This window comes from Streptomyces sp. NPDC093221 (assembly GCF_044753885.1).
Classification (GTDB): domain Bacteria; phylum Actinomycetota; class Actinomycetes; order Streptomycetales; family Streptomycetaceae; genus Actinacidiphila.
The window spans coordinates 123,799-142,625 of record NZ_JBIVOA010000001.1 but is presented as its reverse complement, the minus strand read 5'-3'; the positions used below and the strand labels follow the sequence as shown (position 1 = coordinate 142,625).

Annotated in this window: 14 protein-coding genes and 1 riboswitch; of the genes, 5 read left to right on the top strand and 9 right to left on the bottom strand. The window is 72.1% G+C overall.

Annotated elements, in window-relative coordinates:
* Positions 1-6: 6 nt before the first annotated feature.
* From cydD to hisC, 4 genes are all read right to left on the bottom strand, one after another.
* Complete coding sequence (cydD, locus tag ACIQCJ_RS00610; RefSeq protein WP_402710266.1) at positions 7-3,633, bottom strand: thiol reductant ABC exporter subunit CydD; 3,627 nt, start codon at positions 3,631-3,633, stop codon at positions 7-9.
* A gap of 77 nt (positions 3,634-3,710) precedes the next feature.
* Complete coding sequence (cydB, locus tag ACIQCJ_RS00605) at positions 3,711-4,721, bottom strand: cytochrome d ubiquinol oxidase subunit II (protein WP_402710265.1); 1,011 nt, start codon at positions 4,719-4,721, stop codon at positions 3,711-3,713.
* Positions 4,722-4,792: 71 nt separating this feature from the next.
* A complete protein-coding gene (locus ACIQCJ_RS00600; protein WP_402710830.1) occupies positions 4,793-6,295 on the bottom strand; it encodes a cytochrome ubiquinol oxidase subunit I in 1,503 nt (500 codons plus the stop codon).
* 180 nt (positions 6,296-6,475) lie between these two features.
* On the bottom strand, positions 6,476-7,561 hold the full coding sequence (hisC, locus tag ACIQCJ_RS00595) for a histidinol-phosphate transaminase (RefSeq protein WP_402710264.1): 1,086 nt from the start codon (positions 7,559-7,561) through the stop codon (positions 6,476-6,478).
* Positions 7,562-7,912: 351 nt separating this feature from the next.
* Between hisC and ACIQCJ_RS00590 the strand changes: the two genes are divergently transcribed.
* From ACIQCJ_RS00590 to ACIQCJ_RS00580, 3 genes are all read left to right on the top strand, one after another.
* A complete protein-coding gene (locus ACIQCJ_RS00590) occupies positions 7,913-9,013 on the top strand; it encodes a LacI family DNA-binding transcriptional regulator (RefSeq protein ID WP_355336624.1) in 1,101 nt (366 codons plus the stop codon).
* Between the two features lie 228 nt (positions 9,014-9,241).
* A complete protein-coding gene (locus tag ACIQCJ_RS00585) occupies positions 9,242-10,582 on the top strand; it encodes a metallophosphoesterase (protein WP_402710263.1) in 1,341 nt (446 codons plus the stop codon).
* 238 nt (positions 10,583-10,820) lie between these two features.
* Positions 10,821-11,801, top strand: coding sequence for a hypothetical protein (locus tag ACIQCJ_RS00580; RefSeq protein ID WP_401717929.1), 981 nt, complete (start codon positions 10,821-10,823; stop codon positions 11,799-11,801).
* Here ACIQCJ_RS00580 and ACIQCJ_RS00575 read toward each other — a convergent pair.
* From ACIQCJ_RS00575 to ACIQCJ_RS00560, 4 genes are all read right to left on the bottom strand, one after another.
* Positions 11,741-12,733 (bottom strand): helix-turn-helix domain-containing protein, encoded by a 993-nt coding sequence (locus ACIQCJ_RS00575; RefSeq protein ID WP_391158881.1) that lies wholly within the window; start codon positions 12,731-12,733, stop codon positions 11,741-11,743. The two genes, ACIQCJ_RS00580 and ACIQCJ_RS00575, sit on opposite strands and share 61 nt — an antisense overlap.
* 357 nt (positions 12,734-13,090) lie before the next feature.
* Positions 13,091-14,128, bottom strand: a complete 1,038-nt coding sequence (locus tag ACIQCJ_RS00570) for a LuxR C-terminal-related transcriptional regulator (RefSeq protein WP_402710262.1) — start codon at positions 14,126-14,128, stop codon at positions 13,091-13,093.
* 298 nt (positions 14,129-14,426) lie between these two features.
* Positions 14,427-14,927 (bottom strand): hypothetical protein, encoded by a 501-nt coding sequence (locus ACIQCJ_RS00565; RefSeq protein WP_401717926.1) that lies wholly within the window; start codon positions 14,925-14,927, stop codon positions 14,427-14,429.
* On the bottom strand, positions 14,924-15,295 hold the full coding sequence (locus ACIQCJ_RS00560; RefSeq protein ID WP_402710261.1) for an ATP-binding protein: 372 nt from the start codon (positions 15,293-15,295) through the stop codon (positions 14,924-14,926). The genes ACIQCJ_RS00565 and ACIQCJ_RS00560 overlap by 4 nt, the downstream gene beginning before the upstream one ends.
* A gap of 229 nt (positions 15,296-15,524) precedes the next feature.
* Here ACIQCJ_RS00560 and ACIQCJ_RS00555 point away from each other — a divergent pair, with 229 nt between their 5' ends.
* Both ACIQCJ_RS00555 and ACIQCJ_RS00550 read left to right on the top strand, forming a co-directional pair.
* Entirely contained in the window at positions 15,525-16,271 is a 747-nt protein-coding gene (locus ACIQCJ_RS00555) for an XRE family transcriptional regulator (RefSeq protein WP_402710260.1), read from the top strand.
* A gap of 4 nt (positions 16,272-16,275) precedes the next feature.
* Positions 16,276-16,746, top strand: a complete 471-nt coding sequence (locus tag ACIQCJ_RS00550) for an NUDIX domain-containing protein (RefSeq protein WP_402710259.1) — start codon at positions 16,276-16,278, stop codon at positions 16,744-16,746.
* Between the two features lie 35 nt (positions 16,747-16,781).
* Here ACIQCJ_RS00550 and thiC read toward each other — a convergent pair whose 3' ends face one another.
* Entirely contained in the window at positions 16,782-18,665 is a 1,884-nt protein-coding gene (thiC, locus tag ACIQCJ_RS00545; RefSeq protein ID WP_402710258.1) for a phosphomethylpyrimidine synthase ThiC, read from the bottom strand.
* A riboswitch (TPP riboswitch) is annotated at positions 18,658-18,803 on the bottom strand. It overlaps the preceding gene by 8 nt.
* Positions 18,804-18,827: the final 24 nt, after the last annotated feature.

Here is an 18,827-nt window from a genome sequence, read left to right as displayed (position 1 = left end):
GGAAAGTCAGGCGGTGCCCGTGCCCACGAGCGAACGCGGTCCCGAGGCGGCGGCCGTGGCCCCCGCCAGAGCCGTGTCCGCGAGCCGTTCCCGCTCCAGGGTGCGGCGGAACGGCCCCTCGGCCGCCGCCAGTTCCTCGTAGCCGCCGCGCTGCACGACCCGTCCCCGCTCCAGCACCACGATCTCGTCGACCGCGCCGCCCGCGAGACCGGCCAGCCGGTGGGTGATCAGCAGCGTCGTACGGCCGCGCGTGGCAGCCAGCAGATCGGCGGTCAGGGCGTCGGCGGTGGCCAGGTCGAGGTGTTCCGCGGGCTCGTCCAGGACGAGGACGGGGAAACGGGCGAGCAGCGCGCGGGCCAGGGCCAGGCGCTGGCGCATGCCGCCGGACAGCCGGGCGCCGTGTTCGCCGACGAGGGTGTCCAGGTCGATGTCCAGCCGGGCGGCGGCCAGCGCCTCCCGGAGTTCGCCGTCGTCCGCGCCGGGGCGGGCGAGCCGCAGATTCTCCCGGACGGTGCTGTCGAAGACGTGCGCGTCCTGGGCGCACAGGCCGACGAGGCGGCGTACGTCGTCGCCGTCCAGGCCCGCCGCGTCCTGCCCCGCCAGCGTGTACGTGCCCGACTCGGTGTCCAGGAACCGCAGCAGTACGTGGGCGAGGGTCGTCTTGCCCGCGCCCGAGGCGCCGACGACCGCGATCCTGCGGCCCTCGGTGAGGGTGAGGCCGACGCCGTCCAGCGCCGGTGCGTCCTGGCCCGGGTGGCGGGCCGTCACCTCCCGTACGACCAGCGGGAACGGTGACGCGGGCGGGGTCGCGGGCCGCTCCGGCTCGCGTACGGGCAGCGGCGCGTCCAGCACCTCGCTCACCCGCGCCGCCGAGCGCCGGCTCCGCTGCCGCTGCTGGGCCGCGAGCGGCATCCCGGCGACGGCCTCGAAGGCGGCCAGCGGCGTCAGCACGAGCACGGCCAGCGCGACGCCCTGGAGGTGGTGGCCGCTGACGGCCCGGACGCCGACGTACGCGCACGCCGTCACCGTCACCCCGCTGACCAGCGCGGTCAGTCCGGCGCCGAGCGCGGTCGCGGCGGCCGAACGGGCCGCGATCCGGGTGAGCGTACGGTCGGCGCGCGCGGCGTCGGCGCGGCGGCGCGGGAGGGCGCCCGCCACGGTCAGTTCGGCGGTGCCGGTGAACAGGCCGAGGACGCGGGCGGACAGTTCGCCCCTGGCGGGCGCGAGGCGCGCCTCGGTGCGGCGGGCGACGGCGGCCGACAGCGCGGGGACGGCCACGCCCGCGGCGAGCAGCCCGCAGGCCAGGATCAGCCCGGCGGCGGGCAGCAGCCAGCCGGTGAAGGCCGCGGTCGCCACGGACACGAGGCCGCCGGTCAGCGCGGGCAGCAGCCACCGCAGGTAGTGGTCCTGGACGGCGTCCACGTCCGCGACCAGGCGCGAGAGCAGGTCACCGCGGCGCGTCCCGCCGAGTCCCGCGGGCGCCAGCCGCTCCAGCCGCCGGAACACCGCCACCCGCACCCCGGCCAGCGCCCGGAACACCGCGTCGTGCGCCACCAGGCGCTCGCCGTAACGGAACACGGCCCGCCCGATCCCGAACGCCCGCGTCGCCGTCACGGCCACCATCAGATACAGCACCGGCGGCTGCTGCGACGCCCGGCTGATCAGCCACCCCGACGTCGCCATGAGCCCCACAGCCGACAGCAACGCCGCCGCCCCCAGCCCGACGGCCCCCACGAACCGCCCCCGCGCCCCGCCACCACGAACGCGAAGCGCCTCCGGCCCGGACCGCCCCACCACCCCCACAGCCGCCCGCCGCACCCGCAGCCCCACCCGCCAGAGAACGCCGCCATCCGCCGTCGCGGCCGCACGAGGCGACGCCACGACCGGCGTGGGCTCGGAGGGGGTGACGTCCCCCGCGGAGACCACCGTGCCCCCAGGCACCCGGCCCGTCACCGCCGACGCCCCGTCCCCCGCCGCGGTCGGATCGCCGTCGACGGCGGAGATGCGGGGCGGCCGGAGGGAGAGGACTTTCGTGGCGAGGGGGAGGAGGGCGGGGCGGTGGGCGATGAGGAGGACGGTGCGGGTGGCGGTGAGGCGGTGGAGGGTCGTGACGATCTCGGCCTCGGTGGCGCCGTCGAGGTTGGCGGTGGGCTCGTCGAGGAGAAGCAGGGGGCGGTCGGCGAGGAAGGCGCGGGCCAGGGCGATGCGCTGGCGCTGACCCGCGGAGAGGTTCGCGCCGTCCTCGGTGAGGACGGTGGCGGGGGAGACGAAGGAGAGCGCGTCGGCGTCGGCGAGCGCGGTACGTACGGCGGCGTCGTCGGCGTCGGGCCGGGCGAGCCGTACGTTGTCGGCGACGGTCCCGGCGAACAGGTGCGGGTGCTGGGGGACCCAGGCGATCCAGCGGTGCCAGTCGGCCGGGTCGATCGCGGCGAGGTCGGTGTCGCCGACCAGAATCCGCCCCTCGGCGGCGGGAACGAAGCCGAGCAGCGCGTTGAGCAGGGTCGTCTTCCCGGCCCCGCTGGGCCCGGTGACGGCCACCGTCTCACCCGGCGCGAGGGTGAACGTCGTCGCGGCCAGCGACCCGCCCTCCCGTACGACCAGCCCCTCGACCGTGATCGCGGCACCCCGCGGATCCGGCGCGGCGGCCCGCCCCCGTACCGCACCCGCCCCGGTCCGCGGCGAGGTCTCCAGCACCTCGAAGACCTGCTCCGCCGCCGCCAGCCCCTCGGCCGCCGCGTGGTACTGCGCGCCCACCTGCCGCAGCGGCAGATACGCCTCGGGCGCGAGGATCAGCACCAGCAGGCCCGTCCGCAGGGACAGCTCGCCGTGGACGAGCCGCATGCCGATCCCGACCGCGACCAGCGCGACGGAAATGGTGGCGAGCAGTTCGAGGACGAAGGAGGACAGGAACGCGATCCGCAGCGTCTTGAGCGTGGCCCGCCGGTACTCGCCGGTGATGGCGCGGATGTTGTCGGCCTGCGCCTTGGCCCGGCCGAAGACCTTGAGCGTGGGCAGCCCCGCGACGACGTCGAGGAAGTGCCCGGACAGCCGGGCCAGCAGCTTCCACTGCCGGTCCATCCGCTCGCGGGTCGCCCAGCCGACCAGCACCATGAACAGCGGGATCAGCGGCAGCGTCACCGCGATGGTGGCGGCCGAGATCCAGTCGGCGGTGACGATCCGGGCCAGTACGACCGCGGGCACGACCACCGCGAGGCCGAGCTGCGGCAGATACCGCGAGAAGTAGTCGTCCAGCGCGTCGATCCCGCGGGTGGCGAGCGTGGTCAGCTCACCGCTGCGCCGCCCGGTCAGCCAGCCGGGGCCCAGCGCGGTGGCCCGCTCCAGCAGCTGCCCGCGCAGCTGCGACTTCACCGCCGCCCCCGCCCGGTGCGCGCACAGCTCGGTGAGCCAGCCGACCACCGCCCGCCCGACGGCGACCGCCACCAGCCACGCGAGCGTCCCGCGCAGCTCCCCGACACCCTCCCCGTCCCGGAACCCGCCGACCACCACATCGGCGATCAGCACCGCCTGGGCGATGATCAGCCCCGCCCCGGCCAGCCCGAGCAGCACCGCCCCGGCGAGGAAGACCCGGGTCGTACGCGCGTACCGCAGCAGTCGCGGATCGACAGGTTTCACGTGGAACATCTCCCTTCGGTCAGTGACCGGCTGTCAGTGATCGGCCCTCAGTGATCGGCCCTCAGTGATCGGTCGCGTCAGTGACCGGTCGCCGCGCCCGCGATGTGCTGGGTGCCGATGCGCTTGCGGAAGACCCAGTACGTCCAGCCCTGGTAGAGCAGGACGAGGGGCGTGGCGATGCCCGCGCACCACGTCATGATCCGCAGCGTGTACGGCGTGGAGGAGGCGTTGGTGACGGTCAGGCTCCAGGCGTCGTTCAGCGAGGACGGCATGACGTCGGGGAAGAGCGTCAGGAAGAACATGGCGATGGTCGCCGCGACCGTGACGCCGGACAGCGCGAACGACCAGCCCTCGCGTCCCGCGAGATTGGCGCCGAGGGCCCCGGCCAGGGCGACGACGGCGACGATCAGCGCGGGCAGGCTGCGGCCGTCGCCGTGCGCGGCCTGGGTCCAGGTCAGGAAGGCCAGCGCGAGGAGCGCGGTGAGCACGCCGACGCGGGTGGCCAGCGCGCGGGCCCGGTCGCGGATGTCGCCGAGGGTCTTGAGCGAGGCGAAGACGGCGCCGTGGAAGGTGAAGAGGCTCAGGGTGACGAGTCCGCCGAGGATCGAGTACCCGTTGAGCAGGTCCCAGAAGTTGCCGACGTACTCCTTGTTCGCGTCGATCTTCACGCCCCGCACGATGTTCGCGAAGGCGACGCCCCAGAGCAGCGCCGGGACCAGGGAGGTCCAGAAGATCGCGTTCTCCCAGTTGCGCTGCCAGCGCTCGTCGTCGCGCTTGGCGCGGTACTCGAAGGCGACGCCGCGCACGATCAGGCAGACCAGGATGATCAGCAGCGGCAGGTAGAAGCCGGAGAAGAGGGTGGCGTACCAGTCGGGGAAGGCCGCGAAGGTCGCGCCGCCCGCCGTGAGCAGCCACACCTCGTTGCCGTCCCAGACCGGGCCGATGGTGTTGATCAGGACCCGCTTCTCGGTACGGTCGCGGGCCAGCAGCTTGGTCAGGACGCCGATCCCGAAGTCGAAGCCCTCAAGGAAGAAGTAGCCGGTCCACAGGACCGCGATGAGGACGAACCAGACGTCGTGCAGATGCATGTCGCACTCCTCTCAGTCAGTACGGAACAGTCGGTACGGATCAGTCGGTACGGAACAGTCGGTACGGACGCTCAGTACGAGAAGGCCATCGGGCGGTCGGCGTCCGCGCCGTCGTCGTCGCCGCCGATCCGGGTGGGGGAGCGGCGGTCGTCGTCGGTGAGCTCCGGCGGCCCCGCCTTGGCGTACTTCAGGAGCAGCCGCACCTCGACGACGGCGAGAGCCGCGTAGAGGAGGGTGAAGACGATCAGGGAGGTGAAGACCTCGCCGGTGGAGACCGTGGGGGAGACCGCGTCGCGGGTGCGCAGCACGCCGTAGACCACCCAGGGCTGGCGGCCGGTCTCGGTGAAGATCCAGCCCCAGGAGTTGGCGATCAGCGGGAAGGCCATGGTCCACAGGGCGATCCACCAGTACCAGCGCGTGAGCCGGGGGCCGATCTGCCCGTTCCTGGTGAGCATCAGGTGCGGGACCTCGTCGTCGCCCGTGCGGTGCGCGGGCGCGAGCCAGAACTTGCGGCGGGTGAGCCACAGGCCGGTCGCGCCGACGCCGATCGAGACGACGCCGAAGCCGATCATCCAGCGGAAGCCCCAGTAGGCGACGGGGATGTTCGGCCGGTAGTCGCCGGGGCCGTACTTCGCCTGCTCTTCCTTGTTGACGTCGTTGATGCCGCCCACGTAGGCGTTGAAGTTGTCGGTGGCCAGGAAGGACAGCAGGTTCGGAATGTCTATGGCCACCTTGTTGTGGCCCTTGTTGACGTCGCCGACCGCGAAGATCGAGAAGGGCGCGCCCTTCTGGCCGTCCCACAGCGCCTCGGCGGCGGCCATCTTCATCGGCTGCTGCTTGAACATGACCTTGCCGAGGGTGTCGCCGCTGATCGCGGTGAGCGCGCCCGCGACGACGGCGACGACCAGGGCGAGGCGCAGCGAGGAGCGCATCACGGAGATGTGCTGCTTACGGGCCAGGTGGTAGGCGGCGATCCCGATCATGAACGCGGCGCCGGTGAGGAAGGCGGCGGACATGGTGTGGAAGAACTGCGCCAGCGCGGTGTCCTGGGTGAGCACCGCCCAGAAGTCGGTGAGTTCCGCGCGCTTGGTCGTCGGGTTGTAGCGGTAGCCGACCGGGTGCTGCATCCAGGAGTTGGCGGCCAGGATGAAGTACGCGGACAGGATCGTCCCGATCGAGACCATCCAGATGCAGGCGAGGTGGATCTTCTTCGGCAGCTTGTCCCAGCCGAAGATCCACAGGCCGATGAAGGTGGACTCGAAGAAGAAGGCGATCAGTGCCTCGAAGGCGAGCGGGGCGCCGAAGATGTCGCCGACGAAGCGCGAGTAGTCCGACCAGTTCATGCCGAACTGGAACTCCTGGACGATGCCCGTCACCACGCCCATGGCGATGTTGATCAGGAAGAGCTTGCCCCAGAACTTGGTGGCCCTCAGGTACTTCTCGTCGCCGCTGCGCACCCACGCGGTCTGGAGTCCGGCCGTGAGCGCGGACAGCGAGATCGTCAGCGGCACGAAGAGGAAGTGGTAGACGGTCGTGATGCCGAACTGCCATCGGGCGACGTCCAGTGGACCCATTGCGAGTTGCACGATCCGTCTCCTTTTCTCCTACAACCCGATCAGCTTGTGAACGTGAATACATTCACAAGCTCAGTATTACGCACAGCAGTTCGCCCCCTGCAACCGGGGGGTCGCAAGGGGCGAAAGCGCAGGTGGGAGTGGGTTTCGGGGGATCGTGCCGACGGGCGCGCCGCCGCGTCACAGCTCCTTGCGGAAGCTTTCGGCGGTCCCCAGCAGCAGATCGTTGGCCTCGGTCTCGCCGATGGTGATCCGTACGCCCTCGCCGGCGAAGGGGCGGACGGTGGTGCCGGCCCGCTCGGCCGCCGCCGCGAAGTCCGTGGTGCGCTCCCCCAGCCGCAGCCAGACGAAGTTGGCCTGCGTCTCGGGCACCGTCCAGCCCTGCGCGGTCAGCGCCTCGACCACCCGGGTCCGCTCGGTGACCAGGCCCGCGACCCGCTCCAGCAGCGCCGGCTCCGCGCGCAGGCTGGCGACCGCCGCGTCCTGCGCGAGCTGGCTCACGCCGAAGGGCACCGCCGTCTTGCGCAGCGCCGCCGCCACCGGCTCGTGCGCCACCGCGAAGCCGATCCGCAGGCCCGCCAGGCCGTACGCCTTGGAGAAGGTCCGCAGCACCGCCACATTCGGACGGTCCCGGTACAGATCGATTCCATCGGGAACATCGGGGTCGGTGATGAATTCGCGGTACGCCTCGTCCAGCACCACCAGGATGTCGGACGGCACCGCGTCGAGGAATCGTTCCAGCTCGGCCCGGCGCACCACCGTGCCGGTCGGATTGTTGGGATTGCAGACGAAGATCAGCCGCGTGCGGTCGGTGACCGCCGCCGCCATCGCGTCCAGGTCGTGCACCTCGTCCGCGTCCAGCGGCACCTGCACCGGCAGCGCGCCGCTGATCCGGGTGATGATCGGATACGCCTCGAAGGACCGCCAGGCGTAGATCACCTCGTCGCCGGGGCCCGAGGTCGACTGGAGCAACTGCTGGGCCACGCCGACCGAGCCGGTGCCGGTCGCCACGTGTGCCTCGGGCACGCCGAAACGTCCCGCCAGCTCGGCGGTCAGCGCCGAGCAGGCCAGGTCGGGATAGCGGTTGAACGTGGCCGCGGCGGCGGTGGCCGCCTCCAGCACACCGGGCAGCGGAGGGTACGGGTTCTCGTTGGAGGACAGCTTGAAGGCGGGCCCGGCCTGGGCACCGCTCTCGTCCACGGCCGGGGGTCGCCCGGGCTTGTACGTGGGGATGCCGTCCAGTTCCGCGCGCAGCTTGGGGGTCATGGCCACACCCTACGAGCGCCCGCGCCCCCTGTGGAGGTGCGGTAGCCACGATCGACTGTCGATACCGGGTCTGAGCCGCCCATGGGGGCACCCCCGGACGGAGTCCGGAGGCGAGAAGGCGGCCAAAAAAAGGCACCCCGCGTCCCTCGTAGGAGTGAGTTGACGTCACTCCTGTCGGTGGACCAATGGACGGGCATCGGCCGCACCCGCGCCGGTATCACCCACAAGGCACGCCCTGCCGCCTGCATATTCCACCTTGCATACGGGGTTCGATCTTGCAGAAACCTATCTTCTGGGGGGTAGAAACGGCAGGCGCCGACCGGACCAGCGCCGTCCTAATATCGGCAGGCCATGACAGCAGCAGGGAACCACCAGGCGAGCCGGCCCATCGGACGCCGGCTTGAGCGGGCGGGCATCAGGGACGTCGCCGCCGCCGCCGGAGTCTCGATCACGACTGTCTCCGACGCACTCAACGGCAAGGGCCGACTGCCCGACGCCACCCGCCGCCATGTGCGCGAGGTCGCCGACCGGCTGGGCTACCGCCCGTCCGCCGCCGCCCGCACACTGCGCACCGGCAGATCGGGCCTGATCGGCCTGACCGTGACGACCTACGGCGAAGAACCGTTCACCTTCACCGAATTCGCGTACTTCGCGGAGATGGCCAGGGCCGCCACCTCCGCCGCCCTGGCCCGCGGCTACGCCCTGGTCATCCTGCCCGCCTCCTCCCGGCACGACGTGTGGGGGAACGTGGCGCTGGACGGCACCGTCGTCATCGACCCCTCCGACCACGACCCGCTGGTCGCCGAACTGGTCCGGCAGGGCGTCCCGGTGGTCAGCGACGGCCGCCCGGCGGGCAGCGTGCCCGTGCACGCCTGGGTCGACAACGACCACGAGGCCGCCGTCCTCGGCATCCTCGACCACCTCGCCGCCGCGGGCGCCCGCCGGATCGGCCTGCTCACCGGCACCACCACCGACACGTACACCCGGCTGTCCACCACCGCGTATCTGGAGTGGTGCGAGCGGGTCGGCCAGGAGCCGGTCTACGAGTCGTATCCCGCGCACGACCCGCGGGCGGGCGCGGTCGCCGCCGACCGCTTACTGGCGCGGCCCGACCGCCCCGACGCCGTCTACGGGCTCTTCGACCCCAACGGCACCGATCTGCTGGCCGCCGCCCGCCGTTACGGCCTGCGCGTGCCCGACGACCTGCTGCTGGTCTGCTGTAGCGAGAGCACCGTCTACGCCAGCACCGAACCGCCGATCACCACGCTGTCGCTGAAGCCGCGGCGGATCGGTACGGCGGTCGTGCAGTTGCTCATCGACGCCATCGAGGGCGTCGGCGGCGCGCATCCCGTACAGCAGGTGATGCCGACCGAGTTGATCGTCCGCACCTCTTCGCAGCGGCGCGCGCACCGCACGACGGTCAGTCATCCGCGGGGGCCCGCGGGCGGCTGAGGAAGAGCGGCCGTCCGGCCGGAGGGCTCCGCCGGGCACCCCCGCGAGTGATCGGCCGAACGGGTGACCGAGCCCCCGCCGACGGCCGGAAGACGAATCGTGCGGGCGTACGAGGGAGCTAAGGGATGGTTTGTCTGCGCCCTGCGAAAACCAGGTGCCTGGGTATGTCACAACGCGACAGCGTCATTCCTATGATGGGCGGATGGCGGCGCGATCGTGGAGGGGTCGATGACTCAGGGGGCAGGTCAGGGACCCGAGCCCGGGACTTCGGAAGGCTGGCGTCCCGAGGCGTCCGCGTACGTGTCCGGGCACGAGCCGACGGCCGGTTTCGGCACGGCTCCGGCGTTTGAGCCGACGGTCGGATTCGAGCCGCGCGGCGGCTACGGGGAGACGTCCGGCGGGTACGGCGGGGCCGCGGCTCCGGCTCCGGCTCCGACGGAACCGGCTCCCATGCTGGTCGATTCGGCTCCGGCGCCGGCCGGCACGGCACCGGCGGTCCCGGCCGCCGCGCCCGTACCGCCCGTGCCGTCGGCGACCACCGGCGGGGCGGGTGTGGCACCGGCGTACGAACCGGCCCGCGCCGCCGTACCACCGGTGCCGCCCGCGTACGACAGCGCGCCGCCCGCACAGCGGCCCGCCGCGTACGAGCCGACGCGACCCGACGCGCCCCTGGTCCCCGCCGAGTACACGCCGACCGCCCACGACCTGCCGGTGATCACCGCGGACGGCGCGGCGGGCGACCGGCCGGGACCGCTGTACGTGGTCGGCGATGTGCACGGCTATCTGGACGAGTTGCTGGCGGCGCTCGGCGAGTGCGGCCTGGTCGACGAGGAGGGCCACTGGGCGGCGGGCAGCGCCCGGCTGTGGTTCCTCGGCGACTTCACCGACCGCGGCCCCGACGGCATCGGCGTCATCGAACTGGTCATGCAGCTCTCGGCGGAGGCCGCGGCGGCGGGCGGCTACTGCCGTGCCCTGATGGGCAATCACGAACTGCTGCTGCTCGGCGCGCACCGGTTCGGCGACACCCCCGTCAACTCCACGGGCGGCACCGCCTCCTTCCTCGCCGCCTGGCGGCTCAACGGCGGCCAGCCGACCGACATGGACCGTCTCGAGGACCGCCATCTGACCTGGATGTCCCGGCTGGACGCGGCCCACGTCACCGACGGCCACCTGCTGGTGCACTCCGACACCACCGCGTATCTGGACTACGGCAGCAGCGTCGAGGAGATGAACGACACGGTCACCGGCGTGCTCCAGCGCGGCGACGCCGACGAGTGCTGGGACCTGTTCCGCAAGCTCACCAAGCGGTTCGCCTTCCGCGGCGACGGCGGGCCGCGGGCCGCCCGCGAACTGCTCGGCACCTACGGGGGCAACCGCGTCGTGCACGGGCACAGCCCGATCCCGTACCTGCTCGGCGAGGTCGGCGGCGAATATCCGGCCGACGGCGAGGAGCGGGTGCACACCGTCAACGGACCGATGGTCTACGCGGAGAATCTGGCGGTGGCGATGGACGGCGGCGTCACGATGGACGGACGGCTGCTGGTCGCCCAACTGCCGCTGGTGGGTTAGCGGGTCCGTCGCGCTCCGCGCGGCGGGCCGGGCGTCTCGCGCGGCGTCTTTGGGGTGGCGTGTCGGTGTCCGGCACATTTCGCGCCGTCAGATTTCCTGGTTGCACCCTGTCACGGTCTCGCCTCCCCGCTCTACCATCGCTGTATCCGTAGGCACGCCGCTCTCCGCGTACTCGGCCGACCGGGCCGGTTCCCCTCGGGGAACACCGGCCGCGCTCGGGGAGTCGGAGCATCGGGGGATGCACATGACCAGCGCTCCACACCTGCTCACCGAAGACCGCCCGGACTTTGAACGCGCGCTGGACGAGGCGCTGCGCACGGTCCTGCGGGATCACGGACCCGACCGTGAGCGGGCCCTCGGGCCGGACGGCGGGGACGTGGAGGAGAGCCGCCCCGCCTCGCGGCGGACGAACCACTCCAACGGTCACTCCGCCCTGAACAGCGAGCAGTTGCGCACCCTGGCGCTCGGCGCGGCCGAACTCATCGCCGACGCGGCGGCCGCCGAGTACGAGACGTACCGCGGCGTCCGGGAGGCGTCGCGGGAGGCCGCCCGCGAGTCGGCGCGCGCCCGCGACAACCGGTCCTTCGGCTACGCGGCGATGGGCGTCGCGGAGGGCGCGGGCTCCGGCGCGGGCCTGATCGCCGTCCTCGCCGTCCTGACGCCGCTGCTCGCGGGCGCCGCCGCCGTGATCTTCCTGCTGATCGGTTACGCGCTGCGCGCGATGGCCCCCGAGCCCGCCATCGCGTCGCCGCTGCGCACCGCGGGCTGGCTGTTCGCCGCCGTCACCGCCGCGTCGATACTGCTCGGCGCGGTCGGACTGCTGCTCACGGCGCTGCGCGACGGCTCCTCCGCCATACACGACTCGCCCGACGCGCTGCCGCCCGAGGTCGCCGACGCGCGCGACGCCTGGTACCGGGCGCTGCTGGAGCGCGGGATGCTGCCCTTCCTGGAGGACGCGGCGGCCGGCGCGGCGCTCGCCCCGACCAGCGCCCACGAGCCGCCGCACGGCCCGGCGGTGAGCCCGGTGCCCGGCCCCGCCACCGGGCAGGACCTCAGCCGCATGCCGCGACTGGGCTACTCCCGCCCGGACTTCAGCAGTCCGGCGCCCGACCCGGCCGCGCCGCTGCCGCCCGCCGCGCCGCGCTTCTCCGGTCCGCGCTACAGCAGTCCCGACTTCACCAGCCCGGACTTCGGCGGTCCCGACAACACGCCCGAGTAGGGGCCGGTCCTGCGCAGCGTCGGGACGGCGGGGCCCGCCGTGCCGGGCGCCGTCGTCGCGGACGCCGTCGTACCGGGTGCTGTCCCGGCGGGCCCCGCCAGGCCGGGCGCCGTCACGGCGGGCATGAACATCAGCACTCGGCGCCGGGGATCGTGCGCCGGGGACGACACGAGCATGCGCACCCGCTGGACGTAACCGCCGGCCGGTGGCCGCAGCAGCCGTACCTGGCCGTCGTGGTGCAGCGCGACCCGGGTGGACTCGCTCTCCGCCTGCCACAGCCGGGCCAGTTCGGGGTCCTCGCGCAGTTCGGCGATGACGCGGAGCAGTTCCTGGTCGGGCCCGGTCTGCGGCTGGTGGTGCGCGGTCTGCGCTTGGAGCCGGAGCTGGCGCAGGAACGCCGTCGCCCAGCCGGTCCGCCACTCGGCGCACAACTGCCGCGCGTACGGCGCGAAGAGCACGAAGCGCAGCAGATTCGCGGGCGGCGGCTGGCCCGCGGGCTCGAAGAGCTGGCGCCACGCCTGGTTGGTCTCCAGAATCCGCCAGGCGCCGTCCACGGTGAGGGCGGGGACCTGGAGCGCGTGGAGGTACGACGTCCAGCCGGTGACGGCCTCGGGGTCGGGTTCCGCCGGGCCGCGCGGCGGGTAGCCGCCGGTGACGATGAACCACAGCTCGTCGCGCTTGCGCGAGTCCAGCCGCAGCGCGTTGGCGAGGCTGTCGAGGCGGTGGGCGGGGATGGGGCGTCCGCAGCCCTCCCAGTCCTGGTAGAGGCGCGGTGATATGCCCAGGCGCTGGGCGACCGCGTGCTGGCTCAGGCCCGGCGGGCGGTAACCGTTGTGGCCCGTGATGGGCTCGGGTTCGCCCACGAAATTTCTGCGGGCCTCACGCAGGAACTCCTGGATCAGCGGTGGGTCCTCGTCGGAACGACGGTCCATGGCTTGTCCCCCGGATCTTCTCGGCTGCCGCGTCCTTGGGGGTGAGGGGTCACCCGGCGTCCGCGGCCTGCGATTTCGCGCCCCCGCTCATGCTAAGCGGGGATGCTCGCGAGCCGCCGGAATCGCCTTGTCCACATCGGGCACTGTCGCAAGTGCGACACACTTCGGTGGTGGGGTGGTGGGGTGGTGTGCTGGTTCACCAGTACGGTGGGGTGGTCGCGCAGAGTGGTCGCGCGGATGCGGTGGTCACGCGGGTGCGGTGGGTGTCGAGGGTGCGGTGGGCGTCCCGGATGCGGTGGATGGACGGTGGCGGCGCACGGCCGTACTTTGCGGCCCGCGGGGGGACGGTGCGGCCGGTCAGAGGTCGTCCGGGTCGAGCAGCCGGGCCAGCTTCAGGCCGACCTCGAAGCGGCTGGAGACCTGGAGCCGTTCCATCAGCTTGGTCATCACGCGCTGCACGGTGCGCCGGGCGACGCCCAGCGTCCTGGCGATGCGGTCGTCACTGTAGCCGTTGGCCATCAGCCGGATGATGGTCCGCTCCTGGTCGGTGAAGTCCGTGGCGGCGCCGGGGTCGTCGTCGCTGTCGGGGGCGGGGGTGGTTTGGCCGCCGCGCGCCATGTGCGGCATCGGCTTCGCCCGTAGCCAGTAGTCCTCGTAGACCGAGACGTACGAGCGGGCCAGCACCGCGCCGCGCACCAGCGTCATCGACGACCGTACGTGCGGGACGCCCGGCAGGACGACGGTGTGCCGGTCCACCACCAGCAGGTCGTGCGGGCCGTGGTCGATCAGCCGGACGCCGACGCCCACGTCGGTCAGGTCGTTCAGATACTTGCTGTACTTCGGGATCTGGAGCAGCGAGCGCGGGTACAGGGCGCGGACCCGCACCCCGCGCCGTACCATCGCCGCGTCCCCGGCCAGGGAGTGCTCCAGCACCGCCATGTCCTGCGGCATCGGGCCCGGGTGCAGCGAGTCCACGGACTCCCGCGCGGTGGCGTCGATGTCGGCCAGCGCGCTCAGCCGGGTCTCCAGGTCCTCGAAGTTCTGGACGACCACCTGCTCCTGGAGCCGCGCCGCCGCGGGCCGGAACACCGTCAGCAGCGCCTGCGTCGTCTCGCTGAGCTCCGCCGCGTTCCGCAACTGCGCCGCGGCCGTGCCCAGATACGTGTCCATCGCCACCGCCAGCGCGGCGTCCGGGTCGACGGTCTCGACCCGCCCCTCCACCAGCCGGACCAGCCCCATGCCCTTCAAGGTCCGCAGCCCCGACTCCAGCCGCCCCTCGTCCAGCCCCACCAGCCCCGCCAGCCCCGCGTACGGAGCCCCACCGCCGTTCGCCACCGCCGTATAGATCACGACGGCGGACTCGATATCCCGCCCCTCACCCCTCGCCTGCCCCATCCCCTGCCCTCTTCCCCACCCACCACCCGACCCGCCCGATTCTCCCCCACCCCCCTTTTCCCCCAACAGCCCGTCCACCAGGTCTTCACCGAGGTGCCCCTCGTGCTGTTCGCCGAGCAGCGCCAGCCAGCCCGCCGCAAGCTGCGCCGCAAGGCCGGAGCCGCCTCCGCCGGCCTCCCGTACGCACGCGGAAGCGGCCGTACACAAGCCGAGGGCCCCGACATATCGCGCCGGGGCCTTCGGCTTCAGGCTAGTGCGTGGCCGGTGCCCGAAGCGGCCGTCAGGGATCGGGGCGGGCTCAGGCGGCCGCGACGCCAAGGGACACCAGGACGATCTGGACCGCCACCGCCCCGGCTCCGGTCCACGACCAGCGGTCGTACGGCGCTGTCGTGCGGTTGATCCGGCAGGTGGGAACCTCCCCGGCAAGCGGCAACCCGCCCGCCGTCGCGCCCATGGCGAGAAAGGCACCGCACGCGACGGCCCCTGCCAGAGCGCCCCCGGTGCGCAGCAGGCCGGGTGCGACGAACGTCATACCGACCCAGCCGAGCATGGCGGGCGGCGAACAGGCCAGTGCCCCGGCCAGCAGTCCCGCCTCGGGACGGTCCCGCACCAGCCGAACCGTGGCGCGCAGGGCCTCGTCCCGTGCCGAGGGCCGTTCGTACGGAACGCAGTTCGGACAGCGCACGTCCTCACCGCACTGAACGCACAGCACGAGGGCGTTGCCGCAGTCCTCGCACGGGTCGCCCGCCTCGTACGACGGTTCCCGTGCCCGTAGCCGCAGTGCTTCCCGCAGGCTCACCGGGGCACCTCGTCAGCGGTGTCGTCGGCGCACACGGCCCAGACGAGTTTCCCGACGCCTAAGCGTTCACTCACTCCCCAGCGTCCGGCGGTCAGTACGTCGACCAGGGCCAGGCCGCGCCCGGATTCGGCGTCCACGGACGGCTCCCGGGCTTCGGGCCGGACGCTGTTGGCGTCGTGCACCTCGATCCGCAGCGCGCCGTCCGTCAGCCGCTCATACCGGGTCTCGACCAGCCGGTCCTGCGGCCCCCGCGCGTGCCGCACGGCATTGGTGAACAACTCCGACAGGACAAGTACGGCGGTGTCCGCCAGTCCGGTCATGCCCCACGCGTTCACCGCCAGCCGGAGTTCGTGACGCGCCCGGCCCACGCATCGAGGGCTACGTGCCCATCTCTTCACGAACACCGAGTCCGAGGCGCGCTCCCACTCGCGACCCGGCGTCGATTCGTCGTCTCCACCGGTCAATTCCGTGTCACCCATGCGGCGAGCGTCGCCGAGTTCATCAGGACGGAGGAACCTCCACCATTCCCCACTTTGGGACGTCCCATGTCGGATAGAACGTCCCTAGCGCCGTCCCACGTCAGAGGGAGAGACTGCGATGCCGAACGAGAGATTGCGCGCCACCATGGCAAGCGGCGGTTGGACGTACGCCGCACTGGCAGCGAAGACCGACGTCGACCCCAAATCCGTTGAGCGCTGGGTCAACCTCGGCCGCACCCCGCGCCGGGCGACAGCCATGCTGGCGGCGGAGACGCTAGGAGAAGACGTGCACGCGCTATGGCCAACGCTCCGCCAGCCACGGGCCGCACGGGCGGTCAGCCCGGAACTGGTGGCGCTCTACGATCAACGCGCCGACGTCCCCGTATCAACGATCGTGGACGTGCTGTCGCAGGCACGCGAGCAGATCGACGTACTGGTCTACGCGGCCGTCTTCCTCCACGAGGCGTACCCGCGCCTCAACGACCTCCTGCGGGAGCGAGCCGCCGATGGCTGCACCGTCCGGATCGCGGTCGGCGACGCCGACAGCCCCAACGTCCGACAACGCGGCCGGGAAGAGCGATTCGGCCACGGCATCGAGTCCCGTTGCCGACTCGCCCTCATGCACTACCGGCCCCTCATCGGGACTCCGGGCATCGACATCCGCACCCACGGGACCACGCTCTACAACTCCCTCTACCGCGCGGACGACCAGGTCGTCGTCAATGCCCACGTCTTCGGGGTGAACGCGTACAGCGCTCCCGTCTGGCACCTGCGGCAGCACGCCGACGGCAGCCTGTTCGACACCTACGCCGACAGCTTCGACGCCGTATGGGCCACGGCGCAGCCCGCGCCTCGGGAACACTGACGCCATGGCACGCACCGAGTTCTACGACGATCCGGACGCCCCCGCACCGAACAGTCTCGTCGTTGCCGCGTCCGCCGTCGTCACCGACGAGCAGGGTCGCATCCTGCTCCAGCGGCGCCGCGACAACGGCTTGTGGGCGCTGCCCGGGGGCGGCATGGAGATGACCGATTCCCTGCCCGGCACGGCGGTGCGCGAGGTCAAGGAGGAGACCGGCCTGGACGTGGAGATCACCGGGCTCGTCGGCACGTACACCGATCCGCGCCACGTGATCGCGTACACGGACGGGGAGGTACGCCGACAGTTCAACGTCTGCTTCACCGCCCGGGCCATCGGCGGGGAGCTGGCCGTCTCGGACGAGTCCACGGAAGTGCGCTTCGTCGCGGCCCGGGAGGTGGACGAGCTGCCGATGCATCACACCCAACGCCTCCGGATCGCCCACTACTTGGAGGGCCGGGAGCGGCCGTATCTGGGGTGAGGGCCCCGGCACCGGGGTGCCGGGGCCCTCGGGTGTCAGTCCGCCAGCGGCAGGTACACGCGGTTGCCGGCGGCGGCGAACTCGCGGGATTTCTGGGCCATGCCCAGCTCGGCCTCGGAGGCGAGGGCGGGGGCCACGGGGCCGCCGTGGTCGCGGCGGATGTCGTGGGAGATCTTCATCGAGCAGAATTTCGGGCCGCACATGGAGCAGAAGTGGGCGGTCTTGGCGGGCTCGGCGGGGAGCGTCTCGTCGTGGAAGGCGCGGGCGGTGGCGGGGTCGAGGGCGAGGTTGAACTGGTCTTCCCAGCGGAATTCGAAGCGCGCGTCGGAGAGGGCGTCGTCCCACGCCTGGGCGCCCTCGTGCCCCTTGGCGAGGTCGGCGGCGTGGGCGGCGATCTTGTAGGTGATCACACCGGTCTTGACGTCGTCGCGGTCGGGCAGCCCGAGGTGTTCCTTGGGGGTGACGTAGCAGAGCATCGCGGTGCCCCACCAGGCGATCATCGCGGCGCCGATGCCGGAGGTGATGTGGTCGTAGGCGGGGGCGATGTCGGTGGTGAGCGGGCCGAGCGTGTAGAACGGGGCCTCTTCGCAGATCTCCTGCTGGAGGTCGATGTTCTCCTTGATCTTGTGCATGGGCACGTGCCCGGGGCCCTCGATCATCGTCTGCACCTGGTGCCGCTTGGCGATGGTGTTCAGCTCGCCGAGGGTGCGCAGTTCGGCGAACTGCGCCTCGTCGTTGGCGTCCGCGATGGAGCCGGGGCGCAGGCCGTCGCCGAGCGAGTACGTGACGTCGTACGCGGCCAGGATCTCGCACAGCTCCTCGAAGTGCGTGTAGAGGAAGCTCTCCTGGTGGTGCGCCAGGCACCACGCGGCCATGATCGAGCCGCCGCGCGAGACGATGCCGGTCTTGCGGCGGGCGGTCAGCGGGACGTAGCGGAGCAGCACGCCCGCGTGCACCGTCATGTAGTCGACGCCCTGCTCGGCCTGTTCGATGACGGTGTCGCGGTAGACGTCCCAACTCAGCTCCTCCGCGCGGCCGTCGACCTTCTCCAGCGCCTGGTAGAGCGGGACGGTGCCGATGGGGACGGGGGAGTTGCGCAGCACCCACTCGCGGGTGGTGTGGATGTTGCGGCCGGTGGACAGGTCCATGACCGTGTCGGCGCCCCAGCGGGTGGCCCAGGTCATCTTGTCGACCTCCTCCTCGATGGAGGAAGTGACCGCAGAATTGCCGATGTTGGCGTTGACCTTCACCAGGAACCGCTTGCCGATGATCATCGGCTCGATCTCCGGGTGGTTGATGTTGGCGGGCAGTACGGCCCTCCCCGCGGCGATCTCGTCCCGGACGATCTCGGACGGGACGTTCTCGCGCAGCGCGACGTACTCCATCTCCGGCGTGATCTCGCCCCGCCTGGCGTAAGCGAGTTGGGTGACCGGCGTCCCGGTACGGCCCCGGCGGGGGAGCCGGGGGCGGCCGGGGAAGACCGCGTCGAGATTGCGGAGCCCGCCGCGCGGCGAGGTGTGCTTGAGGCCGTCGTCCTCGGGGCGGACCGGCCGTCCCGGGTACTCCTCGGTGTCGCCGCGCGCGATGATCCAGTGCTCCCGGAGCGGGGCGAGCCCGCGCCGGACGTCCGTCTCCACGGACGGATCGGTGTACGGGCCCGACGTGTCGTACAGCGTCACGGCGTCCCCATTGGTGAGGTGCACCTGCCGGACCGGCACCCGCAGGTCCGGCCGCGATCCGACGACGTACGACTTGTGCCAGCCGATGTCCCGTACGGGACCGTCCACTTCGGTACGGTTCGAGCCGTCCGCTTCCGTACCGTTCGAGGCGGCCGACTCCGTACGGTTCGAGCCGACCGACTCCGTACGGGCGGATTCGTCCCCGTCGGATCCAGGCGTGTGCGCGTCCTGCATGGTCATGAGACCCACTCCCTACGCCGGCATTACCCGGTAACAGGTTCAGCGGTCGGCGCAGCGTTCGTCCCGGCGGTCATGCCGTGCCGGCAACAGGTTCAGCGCCCTCTCAGCCCGGTGCTCCGAGCTCCCGCGTTTGCAAAGGTGCCCCCACGGTAGCGGTTCGGC

Coding starts and splice junctions, on each gene's coding strand:
- cydB (WP_402710265.1), bottom strand. CDS start 4,721: ATGCATCTGCACGACGTCTGGTTCGTCCTCATCGCGGTCCTGTGGACC.
- ACIQCJ_RS00600 (WP_402710830.1), bottom strand. CDS start 6,295: ATGGGTCCACTGGACGTCGCCCGATGGCAGTTCGGCATCACGACCGTC.
- hisC (WP_402710264.1), bottom strand. CDS start 7,561: ATGACCCCCAAGCTGCGCGCGGAACTGGACGGCATCCCCACGTACAAG.
- ACIQCJ_RS00590 (WP_355336624.1), top strand. CDS start 7,913: ATGACAGCAGCAGGGAACCACCAGGCGAGCCGGCCCATCGGACGCCGG.
- ACIQCJ_RS00585 (WP_402710263.1), top strand. CDS start 9,242: ATGACTCAGGGGGCAGGTCAGGGACCCGAGCCCGGGACTTCGGAAGGC.
- ACIQCJ_RS00580 (WP_401717929.1), top strand. CDS start 10,821: ATGCACATGACCAGCGCTCCACACCTGCTCACCGAAGACCGCCCGGAC.
- ACIQCJ_RS00575 (WP_391158881.1), bottom strand. CDS start 12,733: ATGGACCGTCGTTCCGACGAGGACCCACCGCTGATCCAGGAGTTCCTG.
- ACIQCJ_RS00570 (WP_402710262.1), bottom strand. CDS start 14,128: ATGGGGCAGGCGAGGGGTGAGGGGCGGGATATCGAGTCCGCCGTCGTG.
- ACIQCJ_RS00555 (WP_402710260.1), top strand. CDS start 15,525: ATGCCGAACGAGAGATTGCGCGCCACCATGGCAAGCGGCGGTTGGACG.
- ACIQCJ_RS00550 (WP_402710259.1), top strand. CDS start 16,276: ATGGCACGCACCGAGTTCTACGACGATCCGGACGCCCCCGCACCGAAC.
- thiC (WP_402710258.1), bottom strand. CDS start 18,665: ATGACCATGCAGGACGCGCACACGCCTGGATCCGACGGGGACGAATCC.